Source organism: Janthinobacterium sp. LM6 (genome assembly GCF_002002885.1).
GTDB classification, from domain to species: Bacteria; Pseudomonadota; Gammaproteobacteria; order Burkholderiales; family Burkholderiaceae_D; genus Janthinobacterium; species Janthinobacterium kumbetense.
Genome location: NZ_CP019510.1, coordinates 3,342,284 through 3,364,382, shown reverse-complemented (window position 1 = coordinate 3,364,382; position 22,099 = coordinate 3,342,284). Strand labels below are relative to the sequence as shown.

Here is a 22,099-nt window from a genome sequence, read left to right as displayed (position 1 = left end):
AGCATCCCCCTTCATGCGCGACATATTGATCACCGTCATCATCCTGGGTTCGCTGCCCTTCATCCTGAAGGCGCCGGCCATCGGCGGCCTGATGTGGGTCTGGGTCAGCGTCATGAACCCGCACACGCAGGGCTGGGGTTTCGCCACCCACATGCCGTTCGCCTTCATCATCGCCATCGCCACCCTGCTGGGCCTGCTAATGACGCGCGAACCGAAGAACTTGCCGCTGACCCCCGTCAGCGTGCTGCTGCTGCTGTTCGTCGCGTGGATGAACGTGACGGCGCCGTTCGCCCTGCTGCCCCAGTCGTCGTGGGTGCAGTGGAACAAGGTCATGAAGATCATGCTGATGAGCTTTGTCGTGATGATGGTGATACGCTCGCGGCGCGATATCGTGCGCCTGGTCTGGGTGCTGGTGGGCTCGATCGGCTACTACGGCGTGAAAGGCGGCATCTTCACCATCCGCAGCGGCGGCACGGAAAGGGTGTGGGGGCCGGAAGACACGTTTATCGGCGATAACAACGCGCTGGCCCTGGCCCTGATCATCACCATTCCCCTCATGTATTATCTGCAGCAAAACACGGACCGGCGCTGGCTGCGCCACGGCTTGTCCGGGGCCATGCTGCTGTCGGCCCTGGCCGCGCTGGGCTCGTATTCGCGCGGCGGCTTGCTGGCCATCGCCGCCATGGGCCTGTTCATGTGGCTGAAAAGCGACCGCAAGCTGGTGCTGGGCGCGCTGCTCGCCGCGGTCACGCCGCTGTTGCTGGCCTTCATGCCCGAACGCTGGGCCGAACGCATGGACACCATCAATACCTACCAGGACGACGAATCCGCCATGGGCCGCCTGAATGCGTGGCGCATGGCCTGGAACCTGGCGCGCGACCGCTTTTCCGGCGGCGGCTTCGACGTCTCCGACGCCGCCGTCTTCGCCCGCTATGCGCCGAACCCCATGGATGTGCACGCGGCGCACAGCATCTACTTCCAGGCGCTGGGCGAACACGGCTTTATCGGCTTGCTCATTTATCTGGCGCTGGGCATCGCCACCTGGCGCACGGCGGCGGCCATCATCCGCCGCACGCGGGGCAAGCCGGACCTGCGCTGGGCGCACGGCCTGGCCACCATGAGCCAGGCCAGCCTGATCGGCTTTGCCGTGGGCGGCGCCTTCCTCAGCCTGCTGTATTTCGACATGCCGTACTACCTGATGGCCGCCCTGATCGCCACGCGCATCGTCGTCGAACAGCAGGCGCCGGCCCCGACCTCGCGCCAGGCCAAGCCCCGCACGGCCGTCGCGGAGCAGCCATGACGGCCGCCTTGTCCATCCTGATCTACCACCGCGTGCTGGCGCGGCCCGACCCGCTGTTTCCCGGCGAAGTCGATGCGGCCCTGTTCCAGCGCCAGTTGCGCCTGTTAAAGCGATTCTATACGCCGCTGCCGCTGGGCGATGCCGTGCGGCGCCTGCAGGACGGCAGCCTGCCGCCGCGCGCCGCCTGCATCACCTTCGACGACGGCTATGCGGACAATGCGCAAGTCGCCCTGCCGCTGCTGCTGCGCCACGGCTTGCATGCCACGTTCTTTATCGCCACGGGCTACCTGGACGGGGGACAGATGTGGAACGACACGGTGATCGACGCCGTGCGCCAGGCGCCAGGCGCCGTGCTGGACTTGCGCGCACAGGAATTGGGCACCTTCCCTGTCGCCACCCTGGCGCAGCGGCAGGCGGCCATCGCCACCTTGCTGGGCCGGCTCAAATACCTGCCCTTCGCGCAGCGCCAGCGGCTGGCCATGCAGATCCGCCGCCAGGCGGGCGCCCGGGCAAGCGCGCCAGCCATGCTGAGCACGGCGCAACTGCGCCAGCTGCACGGGGCCGGCATGACGCTGGGCGGGCACACGGCCAGCCATCCGATTCTATCGACCCTGGCGGAGCGGGCCGCGCAGCTGGACATCGCGAATGGCAAGCGGCAGCTGGAAAGCCTGGTCCAGGCGCCCGTCACCCTGTTTGCCTATCCGAACGGCAAGGCCGGGCGCGATTATGGCGCGCCGCACGTGGCGATGGTCAAGCGCCTCGGTTTCCAGGCGGCCGTCGCGACGGACTGGGGCGTGGCGCGCCCCGGCGCGGATCTCGACCTGCTGCAGCTGCCGCGCTTTACGCCGTGGGATCGAGGACGGCTGGCGTTTCTGTGGCGCATGCGGCAAAACCGCCGGCAAGCGCACCCAGCGCGCCCGGATGCTGGCTGAGCCACTGTTCCAGCATCAGCAGCAGCCACACCATGGTGCCGTGATAGGCCGGGTGTTCCGCCAGCAAGCGCCCTTGCAGATCGTCGATGAAGGCCGGCCGCACGATGCCGCGCCCGCGCAGCTGGGTCAGGTTGTCGAAGGCAAACTCGCGCAGCGGCACGTGGCTGTGCAGCCACTGGCCGAAAGGCAGGCCGAAACCGTGCTTTTTCTTGCGCACGATGGCCGGCGGTAAGATCTCGGCCAGCGCCCGCTTGAAGAACGGCCGCAAGTTTTGTCCGTCGAGCTTGTCCCGCGGCGCCAGGCGCGCGGCAAACGCCACCATCGCATCGTGCAGGAAGGGAAACGCCGCTTCCACGCCGGCCAGCTCGCACGCCTTGCGCACTTTGAACAAGTCGTTGTCGGCCAGGGTAAAGCGCATGTCCAGGGCCAGCAGTTCATTGATCTGGCTCAAGCCCTGGCCTTGCCGCTCCCAATACGCGCCATTCACGCAGCCAGGCGCCATGCCGGGGTCGATGGTGTCGATAAAGCCCGCTTCCAGCACCGTGCGGTAGCCATGGCGCAGCAGCAAGTTATAGCTGTCGAGGCGGGCCGGCAGCGGCAGGCTGGCTTGCTCGATGTAGCGGCGCGCCTTGTCGCCCAGGCGCCAAGGCTTTCCCTTCTGTTCACGGAACAGCAGCGGTTCGATGATGGCCTGGCGCAAGATGACGGGCAAGCGCTCGTACTGCGACAGCAAGGCCTGGTGCGCATAACGTTCATTGCCGCCAAACAGTTCGTCGCCGCCGTCGCCGCCCAGCAAGCGCGTCACGCCATCCTCGCGCGCCATCTGCGCGCAATAGTAAGCGGGAATGGCCGAGGCATTGCCGAACGGCTGGTCGAAAATGGCCGCCATGGCGGGGATGGCGGCCAGCACGTCGCCTGGCGTCACATAGCGTTCGTGGTGCAGGCTGCCCGCATGGCTGGCGGCCAGGCGCGCATACGCCATTTCGTCATAGCCGGGAAAGTCGAAGCCGATGGAATACGTGCGCGCGGGCCGGCCGGTCACTTGCCCCATGATGGCAGCCAGGGTGGAACTGTCCGTGCCGCCGCTGAGAAACGCCCCCGTGTCCGCCCCATCCGCGCCCAGGCTGCTTTCCACGGCCAGTCGCAGCAGGCGCAGGAATTCCTGCTTGTTGCTGGCAAAGGTGGCCCGCGTGCGCGTGCGCGCCGCCGGCTCCTGGAAGGCCAGCTGCCAATAGCTGCCCTTGCATTGCTTGCCGCCCCGCATATGCAGGTATTCGCCGGGCAGCAGGCGCTGCTGGCCCAGGTAAGCCGTGGCCGGGCCGGGCACCATGTGGAAGTATAAATAGTTATACAGTGCCTGCGGATCGAGCGCGCCCCGCACGGACGGATGGGCCAGCAAGGCGTCCGCCGAAGAGGCAAAGAACAGGCCTTGCGCATTGCCCGCATAGCTGAGCGGATGCATGCCGGCGCGGTCCACGGCCAGCAGGGCCGAGCCGGAAAAGGCGTCGAGGATGGCCAGCGCGAAGGGCCCGGACAGGCTGGCGCAGGCGGCCACGCCCCGGCTCAGCCACAGGGAAGCGAGGCGGTACGCCACGTCGTCGGCCGAGCCGTCGAGCTCGGGCCGGCCCCACAGGGCCACTTGCAAGCCATCTTGCTGATACACATGGCGACTGCCGTCGATGGCGGCCACGGCCACGCCGCCCACTTCGCTCAAGCTGCTGGCCAGCGGCGCGCCATCGAAACGCGACAGGGGCGCCGCCATGCTTGCCAGCGCGGTGGGCGCGCTGGGCGCGGCGCCATCGGACGCCGTGCCGCCTTGCGCGGCGGCAAGGCCGGCAGCGCCGTGCGCCCCCCCGCCAGGCGCTGCCAGCCAACCGCACAGGCCGCTCATACGAGCACCTCGGCCGGCAGCGGATGGCCGAGAAACGCCGTCGGGCTGGCCGTCAAGCCGTACGCACCCGACTGGAACACCACCACCAGGTCGCCTTCCTCGGCGCGCGCCATCTCCATTTGATCGGCCAGCAAGTCCAGCGGCGTGCACAGCGGCCCCACGACGGAGGCCACTTCGCGCGGCCCGCCCAGCAGCCGGTTGCCGATGGCGACCGGATAATTCTTGCGGATCAGCTGGCCAAAGTTGCCGGAAGCGGCCAGGTGATGGTGCAAGCCGCCATCCGTCACGAGAAATACCTGTCCATGCGACACCTTGCGTTCAAGCACCTTGCACACATACACCCCCGCCTCGGCCACCAGATAGCGGCCCAGTTCCAGGTTCAGGCGCGCGCCGGGCGCCGCCTGGTCCAGGATGGCGAGCTGCCGCTGCAAGCCTTCGGCCACGGGTGCCAGGCCGAGCGCCTGGTCGCCGGGAAAATACGGCACGCCGAAGCCGCCGCCGATATTCAGGGTGCGCAAGGGCGACGGCGCGCTGTCGGCCAGTTGCAGGGCCAGTTGCACGCTGAGCGCCTGTGCTTCGGCCAAGGCTGGCGCCGACAGGCTTTGCGAACCCGCATACAGGTGGAAGCCATGAAAATCCAGTCCCAGCTGGCCGATGCGGCCCAGCAGCGCCGGCACCAGGGCCGCGTCGACGCCGAACGGCTGCGCCCCGCCGCCCATGCGCATGCCCGTGCGGCGCAAGGCGAAATCGGGATTCACGCGCACGGCCACCCTGGCCGTCAGGCCCAGCCGTTCGCTGGCCAGCGCCAGGCGTTCCAGCTGGGCGCCCGATTCCACGTTGACCAGCACGCCAGCGGCCACGGCCCGCGCCAGTTCTGCGTCGCTCTTGCCCGGCCCCGCAAAACTGATGCGTTCGGCCGGCATGGGCGTATCGAGCGCGGTGGCCAGTTCGCCGCCGGACGCCACGTCGATGCCGTCGACCAGGCCCGCCAGCCACTGCACCACGGCCGGCATGGGGTTGGCCTTCATGGCGTAATGCACGTGCACGCCGGCAGGCAAGGCGGCGCGCAAATCCGCCACGCGCCGCGCGATGTGCGCCCGCTCATAAGCGTAGAACGGCGTGCTGCCCACCCGCTGGGCCAGCCGGCGCAGGGAAACACCACCCAGCTGCAGCATGTCGTTTTCCACTGCGAACTGGCACAGCGGTGCGTGCGACGGCAATTCCGTATTGTTCGAGCGTATCAAGTCCTTCATGCCGCATCTCCTGATTGGACCGCATACGCATGCGCCAGTTCCCGGGCCAGCAAGGGGCGGTCGATCTTGCCGTTCGGATTGCGCGGCAACACGCCGTCGCGGATGTCTACCCACAGCGGCACCATATAGCTGGGCAGGCGCGCGCGGCAGGCGGCCAGCACGCTGTCGCGCAGCAATTCCACGCCCGGCGCGGGCGTGACGAGCAAGGCGATGGCCTGGCCCAGCACGGCATGGGGCAAGCCCAGCGCGGCCGCCTCGCCCACCAGCCCGCTCGCATACACGACTTCCTCGATCTCGGCCGGGCTGACCCGGTAGCCGGACGTCTTGATCATGTCGTCGCTGCGGCCCACGAAATACAGGTAGCCGTCCGCATCGCGGCGCACCGTGTCGCCCGACCAGACGGCCAGTTCCGGCAACACCAGGCCGCTCGCCTGGGGCGGCAGCGGCTTGAAGCGCTCGGCCGTGCGCGCCGCATCGTTCCAGTAGCCGAGCGCCACCAGCGCGCCACGGTGCACGAGTTCGCCCGGTTCGTCCGTGCCGCATACGCTGCCGTCCGGGCGCAGCACCAGCACTTCCGCGTTGGGGATCGCTTGCCCGATGGAATCGGGGCGCCGCTCCAGCTGTTCCGGCGCCAGGTAGGTCGAGCGGAACGCTTCCGTCAAGCCATACATCAGGTACACCTGCACGCGCGGCAGCGACTGGCGCAGCCGGTCGAGCGTGGAGCGCTGCATCACGCCGCCCGAATTGGTGATGTAGCGCAAGGGCGTGGACAAGGGCCAGCTCAGCTGCGACAGCTGCACCCACAGGGGCGGCACGGCGGCCAGTCCCGTGATGGCTTCCTGCTCGACGGCTTCGACGATATCGCGCAGCAGCAGATAATTCATCAGCACGGCGCAGGCGCCGCTGGCAAACGCCGTCGTCAGCTGGCTCAGGCCGTAATCAAAACTGAGCGGCAGGACGCACAAAATCCGGTCGTCCGGCGTGTTGCGCAGATAGCCCGACACGCTGAGCGAGCCCGCCAGCATGTTGCGGTGCGACAGCACCACGCCTTTCGGCCGCCCCGTGCTGCCCGAGGTATATAGAATGGCGGCCATGTCCGCGTCGATCACCGCGTGCGGCCTGGGCGCGGGCGCAGCGCCGGCGGGCACGTTGGCGGGCACGGCGGTCCACGCCAGCACGCGCACCTTGCCCAGGCGCGATTCGGGCAGCGCTTCGCCCGTCAGCAGCACCGTGCGCAAGTCCGGGCAGGCGGCCAGCGCCGGGCCCAGCTGCGCCAGGCGTTCGCGCGAGGTGACGAGGATGTCCACGTTGCAATCGGCCAGGATGTACGCCACCTGCTCCGGCTTGAGCAGCGGATTGACGGGCACGAACACGCCGCCGGCCGCCGCCGCACCGAACATGGCGCTGACGTTTTCCGGGCGTTTTTCCAGGTACACGGCCACGCGCGCGCCACGCTGCAAGCCCAGGGCCAGCAGCGTGCAGGCCGCCTCGCGCACGGATTGCGCCAGCGCGGCATAGTGCATTTCCTCGCCCTGCCACGACAGGGCCGGCGCCTGCGGCGCGCGCTGCGCCGTTTCAAAGATCAGATCGTGTATCAGTGTCGCCATCGTTTCATCCCCGGGTTGCCATGATTGCCATGCATTCCCCTATGATTCAGACAAACGGCCACAGCGGTCTTGATTTTGATCAATTAACAGTTTCAGCAACACAGCTTGAGCCGGCGCAAGACCGCCGCTGGCCGCTGCGCTCTAATGGACAGCGTTGGCTGCATAGCCGCCCCATCCGTTACCGCCATGGCCCTGTCCCCACGATTTCCCCTGCTGCAACGCCTTGCCGCCAGCCTCGATCAGCTGGGCTGGCGCGACAGCGCCTGGCTGGCCGTGGCGCGCCTGCTGGAAAGCGTGCCGGGCGGTCGCTGCGCGCTATATCGTTATCAATTCGTCGCGCAGGCCGTGGCGCCCGGTTCGCTGTGCCGCGGGCGCGGCCAGTCGATCAAGGTGACGCCTTGCCTGGCGGAAGCGGACTTGCCGCCCGGTCCCGCACGCCGGCCCGGCGCCCTGCGCGAACGCTACCGGCAAGGCGCGCAATGCCTGGTGGCGCGCGACGCGTCGGGCATGCTGGGCTGGATCTGGCTGCTGCGCCACGGCTGCCAGGAAGACGAGGTGCGCGCCCGCTATGCGCTGGCCTCAAATCAGTCGTCGTGGGACCTGGACGTGTGGGTGCATCCCGAACGGCGCGGCAGCCTCGTCTTCGCGCGCCTGTGGGAAGAAGCCAACGCCGTGCTGCACGCGCAGGGCGTGCGCTGGACGTGCAGCCGCATCTCGCGCTTCAACCGCGCCTCGCTGGGCGCCCATGCGCGCCTGGGCACGCACGCGCTGGGCACGGCCACCTTCATTCGCTGCGGGCGCTGGCAAGCGATGGCCGCCAGCCTGCCGCCGTATCTGCACCTGTCGCGCCGTCCCGACGACATCCCCTGCCTGGCCTTCGATACGTCTTCCCTGCCGCACTACCCTTCCCTGGAGCTGACATGCCGCATCTTGAAGCAGTAAAGCACATCCTCGACACGACGCTGGGCTTGAACGGGCGCGCGCTGGAAGCCCACACGCCGCTGCTGGGCAGCGTGCCGGAACTCGACTCGATGGCCGTGATCGGCGTGATCGCCGCGCTGGAAGACCATTTCGGCATCGTGGTCGCCGACGACGACATCCATGCGCGCCACTTCGCCACCGTCGGCACCCTGCACGATTTCGTGTTTGCAAAGCTGCGAGCATGAACCGCGCCGCCTTCGACGCCCTGCCGCTGCTGCCCTTCTTCCTGCCCGCCAGCGGCGGCCAGCGCTACTGCCTGTTGCACCTGCCGCCGCCGGGCCAGGCCGCGCGCGGCGGCATTATCTACGTGCATCCCTTCGCCGAAGAGCTGAACAAGAGCCGCCACGTGGCCGCCGCGCAGGCGCGCGCCTTTGCCGCGGCCGGCTACAGCGTGCTGCAGATCGACCTGTTCGGCTGCGGCGACAGCAGCGGCGACTTTGGCGAAGCGCGCTGGGACATCTGGCACAACGACCTGCACCTGGCTTGCGCGTGGCTGGCGCAGCGCGTCGACGGCCCGTTGAGCGTGTGGGGCTTGCGCCTGGGTGCCCTGCTGGCCCTCGATTTCGCCAGCCGCGCGCCGCTGCCCCTGGCGCGCTTGCTGCTGTGGCAACCGGAACTCGACGGGCGGCGCAGCATCGACCGCTTCCTGCGCCTGCGCCTGGCGAGCCACATGCTGGCCGGGGCCTCGCAGGAAGCGCCCGGCCAGGCGCGCGCCGCCCTGGCGGAAAGTGAAACTGTGGAAGTGGCCGGCTACCTGCTGGCGCCCGAACTGGCGCACGCCATCGATGGTGTCAACGCGTCGACGCTGCAGCCTTCCGTGCCCGTCTATTGGCTCGACTACCGCGCGGCGGACCAGGCCGGTGCCTGGTCGCCGCCGCTGCTGGCGCGGCAATGGCGCGAACGCGGCGCCGCCGTGCACGTGGCCAGCTTCGATGACGGTCCGTTCTGGCACAGCGGCGAGCTGCTCGCGTGTCCGCAGCTGCTGTACGCCACGCGGGAATTGTGCCGCGACTGGCTCGACGAGGAAAGGCCCCCGCCATGAAGCGCGACGACAGCCGGCAGCACCCCGCGGCGCACGCCGTGCGCGAGCTGGCCCTGCGCTTTCGCAGCGCAGCCGAAGACGAGGAAGCGCAGGCGCGCCTGGCCGGCATCCTCAGCCTGCCCGACGCGCCTGGCCCGCGCGGCGTGCTGATCGTCACGGGCGGGCCTCAGTACAGAATCGGCAGCCACCGCCAGTTCGTCCTGCTGGCGCGCGCGCTGGCCGCGCAAGGCTGGCCCGTGCTGCGCTTCGATTTGCGCGGCATGGGCGACAGCGAGGGCGGCGCGCGCGACTACCGCGCCGCCGGTCCCGACATCGCAGGGGCGCTGGCGCAATTCTTCGACGCCGTGCCCTCCTTGCGCGAAGTGGCGCTGTGGGGCTTGTGCGACGGCGCCACGGCCGCCGCCTGCCATGCGCCGCGCGACGCGCGCGTCAAAGCGCTGGTGCTGCTCAACCCGTGGGTGCGCAGCAGCGCCGGCCTGGCGCGCGCCACCTTGCGCCATTATTACTTGGGGCGCCTGCTGCAAGGCGATTTCTGGCGCAAGCTGGCCAAAGGCGGACTGCGGCTGGGCGCCAGCCTGGCGTCGCTGCGCCAGGTGGCGGCCGCCACGCGGGGGCAGGCGCAGACAAAGCAGGAAGACGACGCGCCCGCGCCGGCCCTGCTGCGGGCGCTGGCGCAATTCCAGGGCAAGGTCTTGCTGATCCTCAGCGGCGACGACCTGGGCGCGCGCGAATGGCAGGCGCTGCTCGATGGCGATCCTGCCTGGCGCGCCGTGGCCGCCCGCGCGCAATGGACGCAGGCGCGGGTCGACGGCGCCAACCACACGTTTGCCAGCGCCGCCTGGCGCGGCGCGGTCGAACAGCTGTGCGCGCGGTGGCTGCAGTCATGGTAAAGACCTCGCCGAGCGCGGCCCGACCGAACGCAGCCCGACCGAACGCGGCCCGACCAAAACGGGTGCTGATGGTCGCCTACCATTTTCCGCCCCTGGCCGGCGGCAGCGGCATCCTGCGCACCCTGGGCTTTGCGCGCCATTTGCCCGACTGCGGCTGGCAGCCGCTCGTGCTCAGCCCCAGCGCCAGCGCGTATGCGCAGCGGGGCGATACGCAGCTGGCGCAGGCCGGTGCGCAAGCCACCGTGCGGCGCACCCTGGCGCTGGACGCGGCGCGCCATTTCGCCGTCGGCGGGCGCTATCCGCGCTGCCTGGCGCTGCCCGACCGCTGGAGTTCCTGGTGGCTGAGCGCCGTGCCGGCCGGCCTGCGCATGATCCGCGCCTACCGTCCCGACGCCATCTGGTCGACGTACCCGATCGCCACGGCGCATTTGATCGCGCTGACCCTGCAAAAACTCAGCGGCCTGCCGTGGATCGCCGACCAGCGCGACCCGATGCTCGATGACAGCGACCCGCAGGCGCCGTATCCGTCCGAGCCGCGCCTGCACCGCATGCATGCGTGGATCGAACAGCGCATCGCGGCGCGCAGCGCGGCCATCGTCTGCACCACGCCGGGCGCCGTCGCGGCGCACCGGCGGCGCCTGGCGCAGGTGGCGCGCGAGCGTTTCCACCTGATCGAGAACGGTTACGATGAAGACGGCTATGCGGACACCCATGAACGGACGGGCCGGCGCGACCGCTTCCTGCTGCTGCACAGCGGCGTGATCTACCCGTCCGAGCGCGATCCGCAAGCGCTGTTCGAGGCCCTGGCCCGGCTGCGCCGCGACGGCGTGCTCCACGCGCGCAATTTCCAGCTGGTGCTGCGCGCCACGGGCCACGATGCGTGGCTGGCGGGCCTGCTGGTGAAATACGGCATCCTCGACCTGGTGCGCCTGGAACCCTTGCAGCCGCACGGCGCGGCGCTGCAGGAAATGCAGGCAGCGGACGGCTTGCTGCTGCTGCAGGCGGCCAATTGCAACGGGCAGATTCCCGCCAAGCTGTATGAATACCTGCGCTGCCGCCGGCCCATCCTCGCGCTGACCGACCCGGCGGGCGACAGCGCGGCCAAGCTGCGCCACTGCGGCATCGACACCATCGGCCAGCTGGCCTCCAGCGGCGATTGCGCGCGCGCGCTGCTGCGCTTCCTGGAACTGGCGCGCCAGGGCCAGGCGCCGCTGGCCAGCCCCGCCGCCATCGCCCTGCAATCGCGGCAAGCCCGCAGCAACGCCCTGGCCGCCTTGCTGGACCAGGTCAGTCACAGGAGCCCGACATGAAGCATCGCCTGCTTGCCTGCACCCTCGCCGCCTGCTGCGCCCATGCCGGCGCCGCCGCGTGCCCGCCCTACGTCAAGGGCACCACGGGCGGCGACTACACGAGCGCGGAAGACCGCAAGGACCTGTCCGTGGTCGAACAATTCCATTTTTCGCGCGCCGTGGAAACGCTCACGCAAGGCATGACGGGCAGCCTGGGCGGCGACATCAGCTACACGCTGGAGCACTTCCCGAACCACCACCGGGCGCTGGCGTCGATGGCAAAACTCGGCTTGCGCCTGAAAAGCGCGCAGCCGCATGGCGCCCGCTACACGGTCAACTGCTACTTCGAACGGGCGATCGCCTTCGCGCCGCACGACGTGACGGCGCGCATGGTGTACGGCAATTACCTGCTGGCCACGGGCCAGGACGCGGCGGCGCTGGAACAGCTGGACTCTGCCAGCCGCCTGGCGCCCGACCAGGCCACCATCCAGTACAACCTGGGCTTGATGTACGTGAAAAAGAAGGAATACGACAAGGCCAGCGCGCACGCGCAAAAAGCCTACGCGCTGGGCTTTCCCTTGCCGGGCCTGAAGAACAAGCTGAAGGCGGCGGGCAAGTGGAAAGAACCGCCGCCGGCCGTGCTGGAGGCCAAGGAAGCACCGCAGAAAGCGACAGAACCGGCCGTGCCGCCGGTCGAACAGCCTAGCGGGGAATGACGGCGGGCCGCCGGGCCACGCTCAGGTGGCCCGTCGGCGAGGCGGCCAGCGCGGCGGCCAGGTCGCGCCGCGACTGCGCCTTGTCGGCGGCATTGCCGATATGCGCCAGTTCCGCCGGCTGCAGCACGGTGACGGCGAGCAGCAGCACTTCGCCATACGGCGTGGCGAACGCTGGTGGAAGCGTGGCCGCGCCCTGGGCCAGCAGCACGCCCACCTGTTCGTTTTCGTCTTCCAGTCCTGCCGGCGCCTGCTGCACGTCCAGCACCATCGACACGCTGCCGTGGCGCTGCAGCAGCAAATCGATGGAACCGTGGTCGGCCACGTTCTGGCTGACCTGGTAAATCACGTCGAAGAGCCAGGATTGCGCCACGTCCTGCTCGTCGAAGGCGGACAGCGGCGCTTCGATGCACACTTCCAGCAGGTGGCCGCGCGGGACGAACACGTCGTCGTCATCCTCGAAGGGATCGCTCAAGCCGTCGCTGGCGATGAGGATGGAATCGGCGCGGCGGATCACGCGCCACGCCTGGCGCAGCGACGGCCAGCGCGGGCCTCCCATGAAGGCCGGGTTGACCAGCGGCGCCAGCACGTCGGCGTCGACGCTACCCAGGGTGGCATAGAAGGCGTCGCGCGCGGCGCAGGCCGTGGCCAGCATCTGCGCGCCCGCTTCCTTGCCGACGACGGCGTCGTCAGGTTGCGGTACTTGGGGAATGTCGTTATCAGGCATATCAATACTCGTCGAATTAGTCGGCAGGCGGGAAGTCATGGTAAGAACGGGGCAGATAGCCCCAGATGCGCGCCACCCGGTCGCGCACCTCGAAATCGAAGCCGATGCGTGCCAGTTCCGGCACGATCCACACGCCGTGGTCGATGATTTTCTTCGGCAGCAGCATGGCCACGTGTTCTTCCGAATACAGGCTGATGTCGAACCATTCCACGCCCAGGAAGGGGAACGGCGGGTGGTAATCCCATTCCGTGTCCCAGCGCGAGACGTAGCCGGACACGGAACCATAGCGGTACGACGGCGCCCAGTCGGTGCGCCCGCGCATGAAGGCCAGCAGTTCGTTCCACTTGCAGTCGTTGGCGGCGCCGGCCAGGTTGCGCCGCGCGATGTGGCCGCGCAGCTTGCGCTTGATGTCGTCGCCGCCGGCGTCGGCCAGCGGCAGGCTGTGCTGCGTCGCTGAGGCAGTCATGCGGGGTCCGTTACGGCCACGCGCATGTTGGCCCGCAAATCCTCGACCAGGCGCTTGCGGCTGCTCAAGGCGTATTCGACGGGAGAAAAAGGCATGGCCGCCGCGGCATAGGCATCGATCAGCGCATGCATTTCCTGCGCCTGCTGCTGCGGCAGCAGCGTCTTGCTGCCGTTCCCGCTTTGCTGCGCGAGCTTTTCCTGCAGCACCTCTTTCCAGGCGATGTGGGCTTCCGACATGGAATTGGCCACGCACAGGGAAAACGTGCCGTTCAAAAAATATGTCCAGGCGCTGTCGGTACGGGCCAGTAAACCGTCCGCGATCGGGGCGCCCCTGTCGTCGAAACTGTCGCGCAGGCGCCAGGTCGTCAGGTTCAGGGTCGCAAGCGCGGCCGCATAGCGCGACGTAAATTGCGCCTTCAGGCGCGCTTGCGCCGTTTCCGCCCCCTCGGTGAGGGCGTGGCGCGCAATGGCGATCCACCCCAGCTGGGACGGCGGAAAATAGCGGCCGGTCCTGGAACCGGGCGCCGCCATGGCGCCAAAGACGAAGGAACACAGATTGCCGCCGTCATCGACCACGTATGCAGGCGCCGGAACCAGGCCAGCCCGGATCAGGGCATCGATTTCGTCCATGCCCATGGCGGCGGCTGCCGCCAGCTGCGTCTCGTCCAGATAGTGCTGCGCGAGATAAGTATCGAGTTCCGTCATGCCCCGGCTTCCATGTTGATGACTGTTGTATCCGTAAACAGGCTTACTTCGCCACCGGTTTCACTTTGGACGCGGCCAGCACAGCGCGCGCGCGGGCCGTGTCGATATCGTCGGCCGTGGCCAGCGCCACGCCCATGCGGCGGCGGGCGAACGATTCAGGCTTGCCGAACAGGCGCAAGTCGGCGCCCGGCACGCCCAGGGCATCGGCCACGCCTTCGAAGGCGATGCCTTTCGCTTCCAGCTGGCCGTAGATGACGGCCGAGGCGCCGGGCGAGCGCAGCGCCACGTTGACGGGCAAGCCGAGGATGGCTTTCGCGTGCAGCTCGAATTCGCTCTGCACCTGGCTGGCCATGGTGACCATGCCCGTGTCGTGCGGGCGGGGGCTCACTTCCGAGAACCACACCATGTCGTCCTTGACGAACAGCTCCACGCCGAACAGGCCCAGGCCGCCCAGGTTGTCCGTCACCTTGCGGGCGATGTCGCGCGAACGCTCAAGGGCCAGCGGCGCCATGCGGGCCGGCTGCCACGATTCCACGTAGTCGCCGTGCACCTGCAAGTGGCCGATCGGCTCGCAGAACTGCGTCTCGATCTGGCCCGAGGCACCGACGGCGCGCACCGTCAGCAGGGTGATTTCATAATCGAAGTCGATGAAGCCTTCGACGATGACCCGGCCCGTATCGACCCGGCTGCCGCTGGCCGCATACGCCCACGCCGCGTCCACCTCGGCGGCGCTATCGAGCTTGGACTGGCCCTTGCCCGACGACGACATGACGGGTTTGACCACGCACGGGAAGCCGATCTCCCGGCAGGCATCCTGCAACTCCTGCAGGCTGCTGGCGAAGCGGTACGGCGACGTCGCCACGCCCAGGGTTTCGGCGGCCAGGGTGCGGATGCCTTCGCGGTTCATCGTCAGCACGGCCGCGCGCGCGTTCGGAATGCACGTGATTTGCCCGGCCGCTTCCAGCGCCGCCAGGGTGTCCGTGGCGATGGCTTCGATTTCCGGCACGATCAGATCCGGCTTTTCCAGGGCGATCAGGGCGGCCAGCGCCACGCCGTCGCTCATGTCGATCACATGCGAGCGGTGCGCCACAGGGTGGCCCGGCGCGTTCGGGTAGCGGTCGACGGCGATCACTTCCACGCCCAGGCGCTGCAGCGCGATGATCACTTCCTTGCCCAGCTCACCGGAACCGAGCAGCATGACCTTGATGGCGGTGGAAGACAGGGGCGTGCCGAAAGTGCGGGGCACGATGGTGTTGCTGGTGCTGATAGTCATGGGCAGGGTCAATCTGGCAATGGAAAGATGGCCGGAACTATAGCAAATGCCGGCCATCTTGGACAGGGTGCGCACTATTGTCGGCATGCAGAGTCGCGATGCCGGCGGATGGAGCTGTCTGCTGGCATGGCTAGCGATTCACGCCAAACGTAGTGACATCGATAGGCGACACAGTCATTACCTTGACCTCGTAAACCTTCTCGACATACGTTTGAAAGAACCAGAAACTCAGTGCCAAAATACCAATGCCAATCACGGTACTGCGCAAGTCGAACGAGCCGCCGCCAAACTTGATGCTGATGCTGGAACTGCCGCCTCGCCGAAAATCCACATAAAACTGCAAGGCACTCAGTACGAGGCCAAATCCCACCATGATAAAAACCATAATTGATATGGCGTTGGTTTGCCATTGCTGTTGCGTCAGTTTTTGCTCCATATCGTTCATCATTTTTGCCTGATGCTGGGCGATACGCTGCAGGTAGGCACGTTGAATGTCGTAGGTGGTGTCTCGGTAATTCTGATAGGCGCTCGTATCCGGTGCGGCTTGCACAGGTATAAAAAGAAGTGACATCAACAGCAATACCAGTCCGCATATTTTATTCATGAGGCGACTCCGATCTTGATCGTACTGAGCAACAAAGGCTATTCGCCTTACCTGCCTTGCAACGCTGCGACTGACTGGCCACGAGGACCTTGTCTCCGCTATTGCGCACCATATTGAGCGCGTAGATACAGATACCGATACAGGGCCTTGCTGACCAGCACGTAATCGTCATCCGTCACCCCGGCAGGCAAAGCGGCGCATTTCAACTCTTGCGTTCGGAAAGCATGGGGCAAAGCCGTGTCCTGGGTTGAGGAAGAGCCTCTGGGAACACCCGCGCCATTGGCGCCGATAATAGTGGTTCCACCTATCGTTACGACAGTCGAGCAGCTGGGACAGATGCTCAGCAATTTATTGACCTGCGCTTTCAGTTCAAGCTTTTTCAGGTCACTGATAGTAAAACGGCCTGCGCTGCTTGCCTCCACCTGCAACGGTCGCGAGGCGACAGGTATCCGCGCCCTGAGTGACGAAGACGCGGTGGCACGCCCCGCCATCCCGCCCTGGCCGGACATCTGGCACAGTGCTGGGGATGGTGCCAGGAAGACGACGCAGGCGACAGACAACAGCATTGCAGTAGTCGGCATACATCCTCCATCCCTTTGTCCGGCAGTGTGAACGACAAGCAGACGACAACTGTTGGCAGCTTGCGGCCTGTTCAGCTCGCAGTAAGCATCAATCAACTGGCGCCATATCGATTCACTTTGCACCGTGCAGACGCAAGTAGCAATTTATTTGCCGGCCTAGTTTGAAGCAGATCAAATGCGCAGTGATACCTGTTCAGGCAAAGCTTGCTGTCGCCACTGGTGCGGAAGTGCCACAAGTCAATAGTAGCCCCACGGATACTGTCAGCCCGCGTACGCGCGCTTGATCTGCTCGATGTCGATTTTCTTCATGCCCATCATCGCTTTCATCACGCGCCCGGCCTTGACGGGGTCGGGGTCCGTCAGCAGGCGGATCATGAGGGTGGGCACGATTTGCCACGATACCCCGAACTGGTCCTTGAGCCAGCTGCATTGCTGCGCTTCCGGCGGCCCGCCCCGGGACAGCAGGTTCCAGTAGTGGTCGACTTCATCCTGGGTTTCGCAATTGACCTGGAACGAGATCGCTTCGGAAAACTGGAATTGCGGCCCGCCGTTCAAGCCCGTAAACGTCTGGCCATCGAGCTCGAAGGCCACCGTCAGCACGCTGCCCGGCTCCTGGCCGTGGATTTCCTTGCCTTCCTCGCCGTAGCGCAGGATCTGGCCGATCTTTGAATTGGGAAATATTTCCGTATAAAACCGGGCCGCCGCCTCGGCGTTGCCGTTGAACCATAAACATGGGGTAATCTTTTGTACGCTGTGCATGATGTCTCCCTTGGTCGAAGTAGAAACACCTTCCCTGTGCGGGAAGGCCAGTGCTCCATCATAGTCACTATCGCGCCGTCGAGGCGCGCAATTTGCCGCCGCTTGCGCCACCCTCTTGCGCGATATCGCCGCGTCCCAGCATGCCGGCGCTGGCCAGCAGGCGCAGCCGGGCCGAGCGCCATTCCGCCTGGCAACGGATGCGCTCCTGCTGTGCTTCCAGCAGCGCCGACTGCGTATTCAGCATTTCCAGGATATCCGCCGCGCCCAGGCCGAACTTGCGCTGCACGCTGGCCAGCGCGTCCTGCGCCGCGTCCAGCCATGTCTGCGCCGCGGACAGGTTGGCCAGGGCCGTGCTCGCCTCCGCATGCGTCCTGACCAGGTCCATCAGCGTCTGCTGCTGCACCTCCTGCGCCTCCGCTTCCCTTTGCTCGGCCTGCGCCTGCGCGCCGCGCACCTTGTAGTGGCGCGCAAAACCGTCGAACAGGGGGATGTTGAGCGAGATGCCCACCAGGGTTTCGCGCGTGGAAGCCGGCGACAAGCCCTGGTTGGGGCGGCCGTTCTGGTACAGATTCGCCGTCAAGTCGATGCTGGGGCGGCCTTCCGAGCGGGCAATGTCCACCCGATCGCGCGCCGCCGCCAGCTGCGCCTGCGCCGCCACGATGGCCGGATGGCGCTCCCTGGCCAGCGCCAGCCAGGTGCTCAAGTCGTCACGCCAGCCTGCGCCTGCGCTCGAGCCCGCCCCTGCGCCATCGCCGTCGTCGTCCACCAGCACCGCCGTGCCGGCCGCCAACCCCAGGGTGTACACCAGTACGGCGCGGGCCTTGCGTTCGTCGCCGTCGGCGCGGCTGGCGCCCAAGGCCGCCTTGGCCAGCGCGCTCGTCGCTTGCAAGGTGTCGCTGTGCGAGCCCAGGCCCCGCTGTGCGCGCCGCCGCGTCGCTTGCACCGTTTCCTGGGCCAGCGCCTCGTATGCCTGCCGCATCCGCACGCTGGCCCGCGCCGTCTGCGCGTCGAAATACGCGCTGACCGTCGCCGCCAGGGTCTTTTGCAGCACGGCGTCGCGGTTGGCCAGGGCCGCATCGAGCAAGGCCTGCGCCGACCGCTGGCCCGCCGCGCGGCCGCCAAAGTCGAACAAACGCCAGGACAGGCTGAGCGAACCCGTATTGCTGTCCAGGCTGCTGGAAGCCGTTCTGGCGCCAGGATAGGCCGTGCGGTCATGCACGCGGCTCAGGCTGCCATTCAGGGTGGGCAGATAGGCGGCCCTCGCTTCGCCCACGCCGGCCGCCTGCAGCCGGATGCCGGCCCAGGCGCCGTGCACCTGCGCGTTGCGGCACAGGGCCAGGTCGACGGCCGCCGGCAAGCTCAGCGGCACATGCAATGGCACTTCGGCCTCCCGGCTGGACGGACATGGCGCGGCGTCCAGCTTGCCCGCCAGTTGCGCCTGCGCGGGCAAGGCCCCCAGCAAGGCGGCGGCCAGCAAGGCGGCGCGGCATCTAGCGTTCATGCAGCGCCTCCTTCTGGTGCTGCACCAGCGGCGAGAGCACGTATTCGATCACCCGTCGCGTGCCCGTGCGGATTTCCGCGCGCACGGCCATGCCGGCCGACAGCGGCACCAATTTGCCGTCGACGGCGATGGCCGGCTGCCGCAGCGTGATCCTGACGGCGTAGACGAGGCCCTTCTTGTCATCCTCGATGGCGTCGCGCGACACGCTGCTGACGACGGCGGGCACGGTGCCATACTTTGTGTAGTCGAAGGCGTCGACCTTGATGGCGACCGCCTGCCCTTCCTGCACGAAGCCGGCGTCGCGGTTTTCCAGCATGGCGTCGATTTCCAGCCTGCCCTGGCGCGGCACGATCTGCATCAGCGCCTGCGCGGCCGGCACCACGCCGCCCACCGTATGCAGCTTGAGCTGCTGCACCGTGCCGTCGACGGGGGCCGTCAAGCGCAGCAGGCTGCCGCGGGCGCCGGCGCGGCGCGCATCCTGGCCGCTGGCGGCCGCCACCCTGGCCCCTTCGGCCAGCGCGTCGTACGCATCCTTGCGCGTCTGCGCGACCAGGGCCGCGCGTTCGCTGCGGGCCGACGCCAGCTGGCCCGCCAGATCGATGCGCGCCTGCTCCTTTTCCAGCCACGCGTGTTCGGCCACGTCGCGCGTCCCGGCCAGCGCCCGGTAATCGCTGGCGCGCTGCACCGCCAGCGGCAGCGCCTGCGCATAGCGGGCGATTTCGCCATCGAGATGGGCCAGCCTGGCGCGGAAACTCGCGTACTGGCCGTCCACATGCGCCTGCGCGGCGGCGACGTCGGCGGCGGAAGCATCCGCGGGCGGCGCCAGCTTCGGCGCGCGTACGGCGTCGACAGCGGCGATCAGCGCGCGCGAGCGGGCCATCTGCAGCGCGGCCGCCACGGCGTCGCCGGCAGCCTTGTCGCGCTCGGCGTCGGGGCCGCGGCTGTCGAGCTCCACCAGCAGCTCGCCCGCTTTGACGGCTTGCCCTTCCCGCACGTGAAGGGCGCGCACGGCGGCCACGTCGACGGAAGCGATGGTCTTGGTATTGCCGGACGGAATGATCTTGCCCGCCGCATTGACGATGATGTCGACCTTGCCGAAGACGGCCCACAGCACCACGCAGCCGACGAGCAGCATCAGCACGCGCGCCGTGAAGCGCAGCGACGGCGACACGGGCCGCTCCTGCAGCGCCAGCGCGGCCGGCAGGAAGGCCGCCTCGTCCTCGCTCAGCACGGGACCGCCCAGGGTGGCGCGGATGCGCCAGCTGTGCCGCAGCACCTGGCCATAGCGGGCCAGCAGTTCGCCATACGCGGCCAGGCGGTGGCCGGCGCTCATGTTGCGTCCCCTGTTGCGCTCCCGGTCGTTCCCTGCTGCAAGCCGTACAAATGGGCATAGATGCCGCCGGGCCGGGCCAGCAGCGCGTTATGCGTGCCCAGTTCGGCCACCTGGCCCCGCTCCATGACGACGATGCGGTGCGCCTCGCGCACGGCCGACAGGCGGTGGGCGATGATCAGCACGGTGCGCCCCGCGCAAATGCCGCGCATATTGTCCTGGATGATTTTTTCCGACTCGTAGTCGAGCGCGCTCGTCGCTTCGTCGAAAATCAGGATGCGGGGGTTGCCGACGAGGGCGCGGGCGATGGCGATGCGCTGGCGCTGGCCGCCCGACAGGCCCGTGCCGTGCTCGCCCACCATGGTATCGTAGCCTTCTGGCAACTCGCAAATGAAATCGTGGGCGCCCGCCAGTTTCGCCACGGCGATAATGGCGTCGATGGGCTGTGCCGGGTCGCTCAGCGCGATATTGTCGCGCACGGAGCGGTTGAACAGGATATTTTCCTGCAGCACCACGCCGATCTGGCGCCGCAGCGAGGCCGTGTCGATGACGGCGATATCCTGCCCGTCGATCAGCACCCTGCCACGTTCGGGGATGTACAGGCGCTGCGCCAGCCGCGTCAGGGTGCTCTTGCCGGAGCCGGAACGCCCGACGATGCCGATCACTTCGCCGGGCGCGATGGCGATCGACACGTCGCGCAGCACCTCGGCCGCGTCGGGCCGGTAGCGGAAACCCACCTGCTGGAATTCGATGGCGCCCGCAATGCGCGGCATGCGCGCCTTCTGGCTGCCTCCGTTCAAGCCGCCCGATTCCGTGCGGGCATTCAGGATATCGCCCAGCCGGCTCATGGAAATGCCCACTTGCTGGAAATCGTTCCACAGCTGCGCCAGGCGCAGGATGGGCGTAGCCACCTGCCCGGCCAGCATATTGAAGGCCACCAGCTCGCCCACCGTCATTTTCCCGTCGATGACGAGGGTGGCGCCCCACCACATGATGGCGGCCGTCACCAGCTTGCTGACCAGGGTGACGCCGCCGCTGGCCAACATGCCGATGTTGTTCGCCGACAAGCCCGCCGAGACGTAGCCGGCCAGCTGCTTTTCCCACTGCTGCTGCCAGCGCGGTTCGACGGCCATGGCCTTGATCGTGTCGACGCCGCTGATCGTTTCGACCAGGAAAGACTGGTTTTCCGCGCTGCGGTTGAATTTGTCGTTCAATCGCCCCCGCAGCACGGGCGTGAGCAGCATCGACAGGGCCGCATACACGGGAATGGAAACGAGCACGACCACGCTCAGCGCGGCGCTGTACCACAGCATGGCGGCGATGAAGATGAAGGAAAACAGCAAATCCAGCACCAGGGTCATCGCGTTGCCGGTAAGAAAAGAACGGATGTTTTCCAGTTCATGGATGCGGGCCACGGAATCGCCCACGCGGCGGGCCTGGAAATACGCGATCGGCAAGGCCAGCAAGTGGCGGAACAGGCGCGCGCCCAATTCCACGTCGATCTTGCTGCTGGTGCGCGCGAATACATAGGTGCGTATCTGACCCAGCACGGCCTCGAAGACGATGGCGCACACGAGGCCGATGGCCACCACGTTCAGGGTCTGCATGGCGTGGTTGACCAGCACCTTGTCCATCACCACCTGGAAAAACAGGGGCGTGGCCAGGCCGATCAGCTGCAGCACGAAGGAAATCAGCAGCACTTCGCCCAGCAGCCGGCGGTATTTGACGATGGCGGGAATGAACCAGCTGAAGTCGAAACGGGCCGTCTCGCCCGCGTAGCTGGCCTTGCTGGTAAAAAAGATCAGTTCGCCCGACCAGATGGCGAGGAAATCGTCGCGGCCCAGGATTTGCGGCGGCTGGCCCGGATGCTGAACGAGCACCTTGCTCACGCCGCCGTCGCCCGTGTCGACCTTGCCGAGGATAAAGAAACGACCGTCGTGGCCGATGGCGATGGCCGGCAGCGGCGCCTGCGCCAACCGTTCAGGCGCTTGCGGCACCAGCTTGGCCGTCAAGCCCAGCTGTTTTGCGGCCAGCAAGACGGTTTGCCGCGTGAACACGGACTGGCCGAATGCGTGCTTGAGCTGGGCGCCGTCGGCGGGCACGCCATGCAGGCTGGCCATCAACAGCAGCGACAGCAAGCCCGTGTCGGGCGCGGCAGGTTCCAAGGGGGACGTATCGTGGCGATATAAAAATGCGGTCATCGGATCATGTCAGAAATTCAATGGCGCAGCCGGGCCGGCACGTGCAAGGCCGGCC

21 protein-coding genes are annotated in these 22,099 nt (G+C 67.4%); 8 read left to right on the top strand and 13 right to left on the bottom strand.

Translation table 11 applies throughout. From position 1 onward, the window contains the following. Positions 1 to 13 precede the first annotated feature (13 nt). Together BZG29_RS14815 and BZG29_RS14810 are read left to right on the top strand one after the other, a co-directional pair. Positions 14 to 1,300 carry a putative O-glycosylation ligase, exosortase A system-associated gene (locus BZG29_RS14815; protein ID WP_077404171.1) on the top strand — a complete coding sequence of 429 codons (1,287 nt, stop codon included), beginning with the start codon at positions 14 to 16 and terminating at the stop codon, positions 1,298 to 1,300. Continuing rightward, positions 1,297 to 2,232: a polysaccharide deacetylase family protein gene (locus BZG29_RS14810; protein ID WP_077404168.1), complete on the top strand. Its 936-nt coding sequence runs from the start codon at positions 1,297 to 1,299 to the stop codon at positions 2,230 to 2,232. Before BZG29_RS14815 ends, BZG29_RS14810 begins: the two co-directional genes overlap by 4 nt. Here BZG29_RS14810 and BZG29_RS14805 read toward each other — a convergent pair. From BZG29_RS14805 to BZG29_RS14795, 3 genes are read right to left on the bottom strand one after another with little or no spacing between them, the layout of a single operon-like run. After that, on the bottom strand, positions 2,141 to 4,123 hold the full coding sequence (locus BZG29_RS14805; protein WP_077404165.1) for an asparagine synthase-related protein: 1,983 nt from the start codon (positions 4,121 to 4,123) through the stop codon (positions 2,141 to 2,143). The genes BZG29_RS14810 and BZG29_RS14805 overlap by 92 nt on opposite strands. Then, entirely contained in the window at positions 4,120 to 5,376 is a 1,257-nt protein-coding gene (locus tag BZG29_RS14800; RefSeq protein ID WP_077404162.1) for a pyridoxal-dependent decarboxylase, exosortase A system-associated, read from the bottom strand. Before BZG29_RS14800 ends, BZG29_RS14805 begins: the two co-directional genes overlap by 4 nt. Further along, entirely contained in the window at positions 5,373 to 6,983 is a 1,611-nt protein-coding gene (locus BZG29_RS14795; protein WP_077404158.1) for an acyl-CoA ligase (AMP-forming), exosortase A system-associated, read from the bottom strand. The genes BZG29_RS14800 and BZG29_RS14795 overlap by 4 nt, the downstream gene beginning before the upstream one ends. 186 nt (positions 6,984 to 7,169) lie before the next feature. Between BZG29_RS14795 and BZG29_RS14790 the strand changes: the two genes are divergently transcribed. The 6 genes from BZG29_RS14790 to BZG29_RS14765 all read left to right on the top strand — a co-directional run bounded on the left by BZG29_RS14790 (position 7,170) and on the right by BZG29_RS14765 (position 11,901). Continuing rightward, complete coding sequence (locus BZG29_RS14790) at positions 7,170 to 7,925, top strand: GNAT family N-acetyltransferase (protein WP_077404155.1); 756 nt, start codon at positions 7,170 to 7,172, stop codon at positions 7,923 to 7,925. Continuing rightward, a complete protein-coding gene (locus BZG29_RS14785) occupies positions 7,904 to 8,149 on the top strand; it encodes an acyl carrier protein (RefSeq protein ID WP_077404152.1) in 246 nt (81 codons plus the stop codon). Before BZG29_RS14790 ends, BZG29_RS14785 begins: the two co-directional genes overlap by 22 nt. Continuing rightward, complete coding sequence (locus BZG29_RS14780) at positions 8,146 to 9,006, top strand: hydrolase 2, exosortase A system-associated (protein WP_077404149.1); 861 nt, start codon at positions 8,146 to 8,148, stop codon at positions 9,004 to 9,006. The genes BZG29_RS14785 and BZG29_RS14780 overlap by 4 nt, the downstream gene beginning before the upstream one ends. Then, positions 9,003 to 9,896, top strand: a complete 894-nt coding sequence (locus tag BZG29_RS14775; protein WP_077404146.1) for a hydrolase 1, exosortase A system-associated — start codon at positions 9,003 to 9,005, stop codon at positions 9,894 to 9,896. Before BZG29_RS14780 ends, BZG29_RS14775 begins: the two co-directional genes overlap by 4 nt. Positions 9,897 to 9,964: 68 nt before the next feature. Then, on the top strand, positions 9,965 to 11,206 hold the full coding sequence (locus tag BZG29_RS14770; RefSeq protein WP_077404143.1) for a glycosyltransferase: 1,242 nt from the start codon (positions 9,965 to 9,967) through the stop codon (positions 11,204 to 11,206). Continuing rightward, on the top strand, positions 11,203 to 11,901 hold the full coding sequence (locus BZG29_RS14765) for a tetratricopeptide repeat protein (protein WP_077404140.1): 699 nt from the start codon (positions 11,203 to 11,205) through the stop codon (positions 11,899 to 11,901). The genes BZG29_RS14770 and BZG29_RS14765 overlap by 4 nt, the downstream gene beginning before the upstream one ends. Here BZG29_RS14765 and BZG29_RS14760 read toward each other — a convergent pair. From BZG29_RS14760 to BZG29_RS14715, 10 genes are all read right to left on the bottom strand, one after another. Next, positions 11,888 to 12,625: a hypothetical protein gene (locus tag BZG29_RS14760; RefSeq protein WP_077404137.1), complete on the bottom strand. Its 738-nt coding sequence runs from the start codon at positions 12,623 to 12,625 to the stop codon at positions 11,888 to 11,890. The genes BZG29_RS14765 and BZG29_RS14760 overlap by 14 nt on opposite strands. A gap of 16 nt (positions 12,626 to 12,641) precedes the next feature. Further along, complete coding sequence (locus BZG29_RS14755; RefSeq protein ID WP_077404134.1) at positions 12,642 to 13,091, bottom strand: DUF6678 family protein; 450 nt, start codon at positions 13,089 to 13,091, stop codon at positions 12,642 to 12,644. Then, on the bottom strand, positions 13,088 to 13,795 hold the full coding sequence (locus BZG29_RS14750; RefSeq protein WP_077404131.1) for a DUF6058 family natural product biosynthesis protein: 708 nt from the start codon (positions 13,793 to 13,795) through the stop codon (positions 13,088 to 13,090). Before BZG29_RS14750 ends, BZG29_RS14755 begins: the two co-directional genes overlap by 4 nt. 43 nt (positions 13,796 to 13,838) lie before the next feature. Next, positions 13,839 to 15,068 carry a formate-dependent phosphoribosylglycinamide formyltransferase gene (gene purT, locus BZG29_RS14745; protein WP_077404128.1) on the bottom strand — a complete coding sequence of 410 codons (1,230 nt, stop codon included), beginning with the start codon at positions 15,066 to 15,068 and terminating at the stop codon, positions 13,839 to 13,841. A 130-nt stretch (positions 15,069 to 15,198) separates the two neighbouring features. After that, positions 15,199 to 15,672 (bottom strand): hypothetical protein, encoded by a 474-nt coding sequence (locus tag BZG29_RS14740; RefSeq protein ID WP_150130918.1) that lies wholly within the window; start codon positions 15,670 to 15,672, stop codon positions 15,199 to 15,201. A 98-nt stretch (positions 15,673 to 15,770) separates the two neighbouring features. After that, positions 15,771 to 16,253: a hypothetical protein gene (locus BZG29_RS14735; RefSeq protein ID WP_077404122.1), complete on the bottom strand. Its 483-nt coding sequence runs from the start codon at positions 16,251 to 16,253 to the stop codon at positions 15,771 to 15,773. A gap of 261 nt (positions 16,254 to 16,514) precedes the next feature. After that, positions 16,515 to 17,015: a VOC family protein gene (locus BZG29_RS14730; protein WP_216350397.1), complete on the bottom strand. Its 501-nt coding sequence runs from the start codon at positions 17,013 to 17,015 to the stop codon at positions 16,515 to 16,517. 64 nt (positions 17,016 to 17,079) lie between these two features. Next, positions 17,080 to 18,513 (bottom strand): TolC family protein, encoded by a 1,434-nt coding sequence (locus BZG29_RS14725; RefSeq protein ID WP_077404116.1) that lies wholly within the window; start codon positions 18,511 to 18,513, stop codon positions 17,080 to 17,082. Further along, positions 18,503 to 19,846 (bottom strand): HlyD family type I secretion periplasmic adaptor subunit, encoded by a 1,344-nt coding sequence (locus tag BZG29_RS14720; protein WP_077404113.1) that lies wholly within the window; start codon positions 19,844 to 19,846, stop codon positions 18,503 to 18,505. The genes BZG29_RS14725 and BZG29_RS14720 overlap by 11 nt, the downstream gene beginning before the upstream one ends. Then, positions 19,843 to 22,044, bottom strand: a complete 2,202-nt coding sequence (locus BZG29_RS14715) for a type I secretion system permease/ATPase (RefSeq protein ID WP_077404109.1) — start codon at positions 22,042 to 22,044, stop codon at positions 19,843 to 19,845. Before BZG29_RS14715 ends, BZG29_RS14720 begins: the two co-directional genes overlap by 4 nt. Positions 22,045 to 22,099: the final 55 nt, after the last annotated feature.

Bases quoted from the DNA above. Each gene is read 5' to 3' on its own strand.
- BZG29_RS14815 (WP_077404171.1), top strand. From the start codon at position 14: ATGCGCGACATATTGATCACCGTCATCATCCTGGGTTCGCTGCCCTTC.
- BZG29_RS14810 (WP_077404168.1), top strand. From the start codon at position 1,297: ATGACGGCCGCCTTGTCCATCCTGATCTACCACCGCGTGCTGGCGCGG.
- BZG29_RS14805 (WP_077404165.1), bottom strand. From the start codon at position 4,123: ATGAGCGGCCTGTGCGGTTGGCTGGCAGCGCCTGGCGGGGGGGCGCAC.
- BZG29_RS14800 (WP_077404162.1), bottom strand. From the start codon at position 5,376: ATGAAGGACTTGATACGCTCGAACAATACGGAATTGCCGTCGCACGCA.
- BZG29_RS14795 (WP_077404158.1), bottom strand. From the start codon at position 6,983: ATGGCGACACTGATACACGATCTGATCTTTGAAACGGCGCAGCGCGCG.
- BZG29_RS14790 (WP_077404155.1), top strand. From the start codon at position 7,170: ATGGCCCTGTCCCCACGATTTCCCCTGCTGCAACGCCTTGCCGCCAGC.
- BZG29_RS14785 (WP_077404152.1), top strand. From the start codon at position 7,904: ATGCCGCATCTTGAAGCAGTAAAGCACATCCTCGACACGACGCTGGGC.
- BZG29_RS14780 (WP_077404149.1), top strand. From the start codon at position 8,146: ATGAACCGCGCCGCCTTCGACGCCCTGCCGCTGCTGCCCTTCTTCCTG.
- BZG29_RS14775 (WP_077404146.1), top strand. From the start codon at position 9,003: ATGAAGCGCGACGACAGCCGGCAGCACCCCGCGGCGCACGCCGTGCGC.
- BZG29_RS14770 (WP_077404143.1), top strand. From the start codon at position 9,965: ATGGTCGCCTACCATTTTCCGCCCCTGGCCGGCGGCAGCGGCATCCTG.
- BZG29_RS14765 (WP_077404140.1), top strand. From the start codon at position 11,203: ATGAAGCATCGCCTGCTTGCCTGCACCCTCGCCGCCTGCTGCGCCCAT.
- BZG29_RS14760 (WP_077404137.1), bottom strand. From the start codon at position 12,625: ATGCCTGATAACGACATTCCCCAAGTACCGCAACCTGACGACGCCGTC.
- BZG29_RS14755 (WP_077404134.1), bottom strand. From the start codon at position 13,091: ATGACTGCCTCAGCGACGCAGCACAGCCTGCCGCTGGCCGACGCCGGC.
- BZG29_RS14750 (WP_077404131.1), bottom strand. From the start codon at position 13,795: ATGACGGAACTCGATACTTATCTCGCGCAGCACTATCTGGACGAGACG.
- purT (WP_077404128.1), bottom strand. From the start codon at position 15,068: ATGACTATCAGCACCAGCAACACCATCGTGCCCCGCACTTTCGGCACG.
- BZG29_RS14740 (WP_150130918.1), bottom strand. From the start codon at position 15,672: ATGAATAAAATATGCGGACTGGTATTGCTGTTGATGTCACTTCTTTTT.
- BZG29_RS14735 (WP_077404122.1), bottom strand. From the start codon at position 16,253: ATGCCGACTACTGCAATGCTGTTGTCTGTCGCCTGCGTCGTCTTCCTG.
- BZG29_RS14725 (WP_077404116.1), bottom strand. From the start codon at position 18,513: ATGAACGCTAGATGCCGCGCCGCCTTGCTGGCCGCCGCCTTGCTGGGG.
- BZG29_RS14720 (WP_077404113.1), bottom strand. From the start codon at position 19,846: ATGAGCGCCGGCCACCGCCTGGCCGCGTATGGCGAACTGCTGGCCCGC.
- BZG29_RS14715 (WP_077404109.1), bottom strand. From the start codon at position 22,044: ATGACCGCATTTTTATATCGCCACGATACGTCCCCCTTGGAACCTGCC.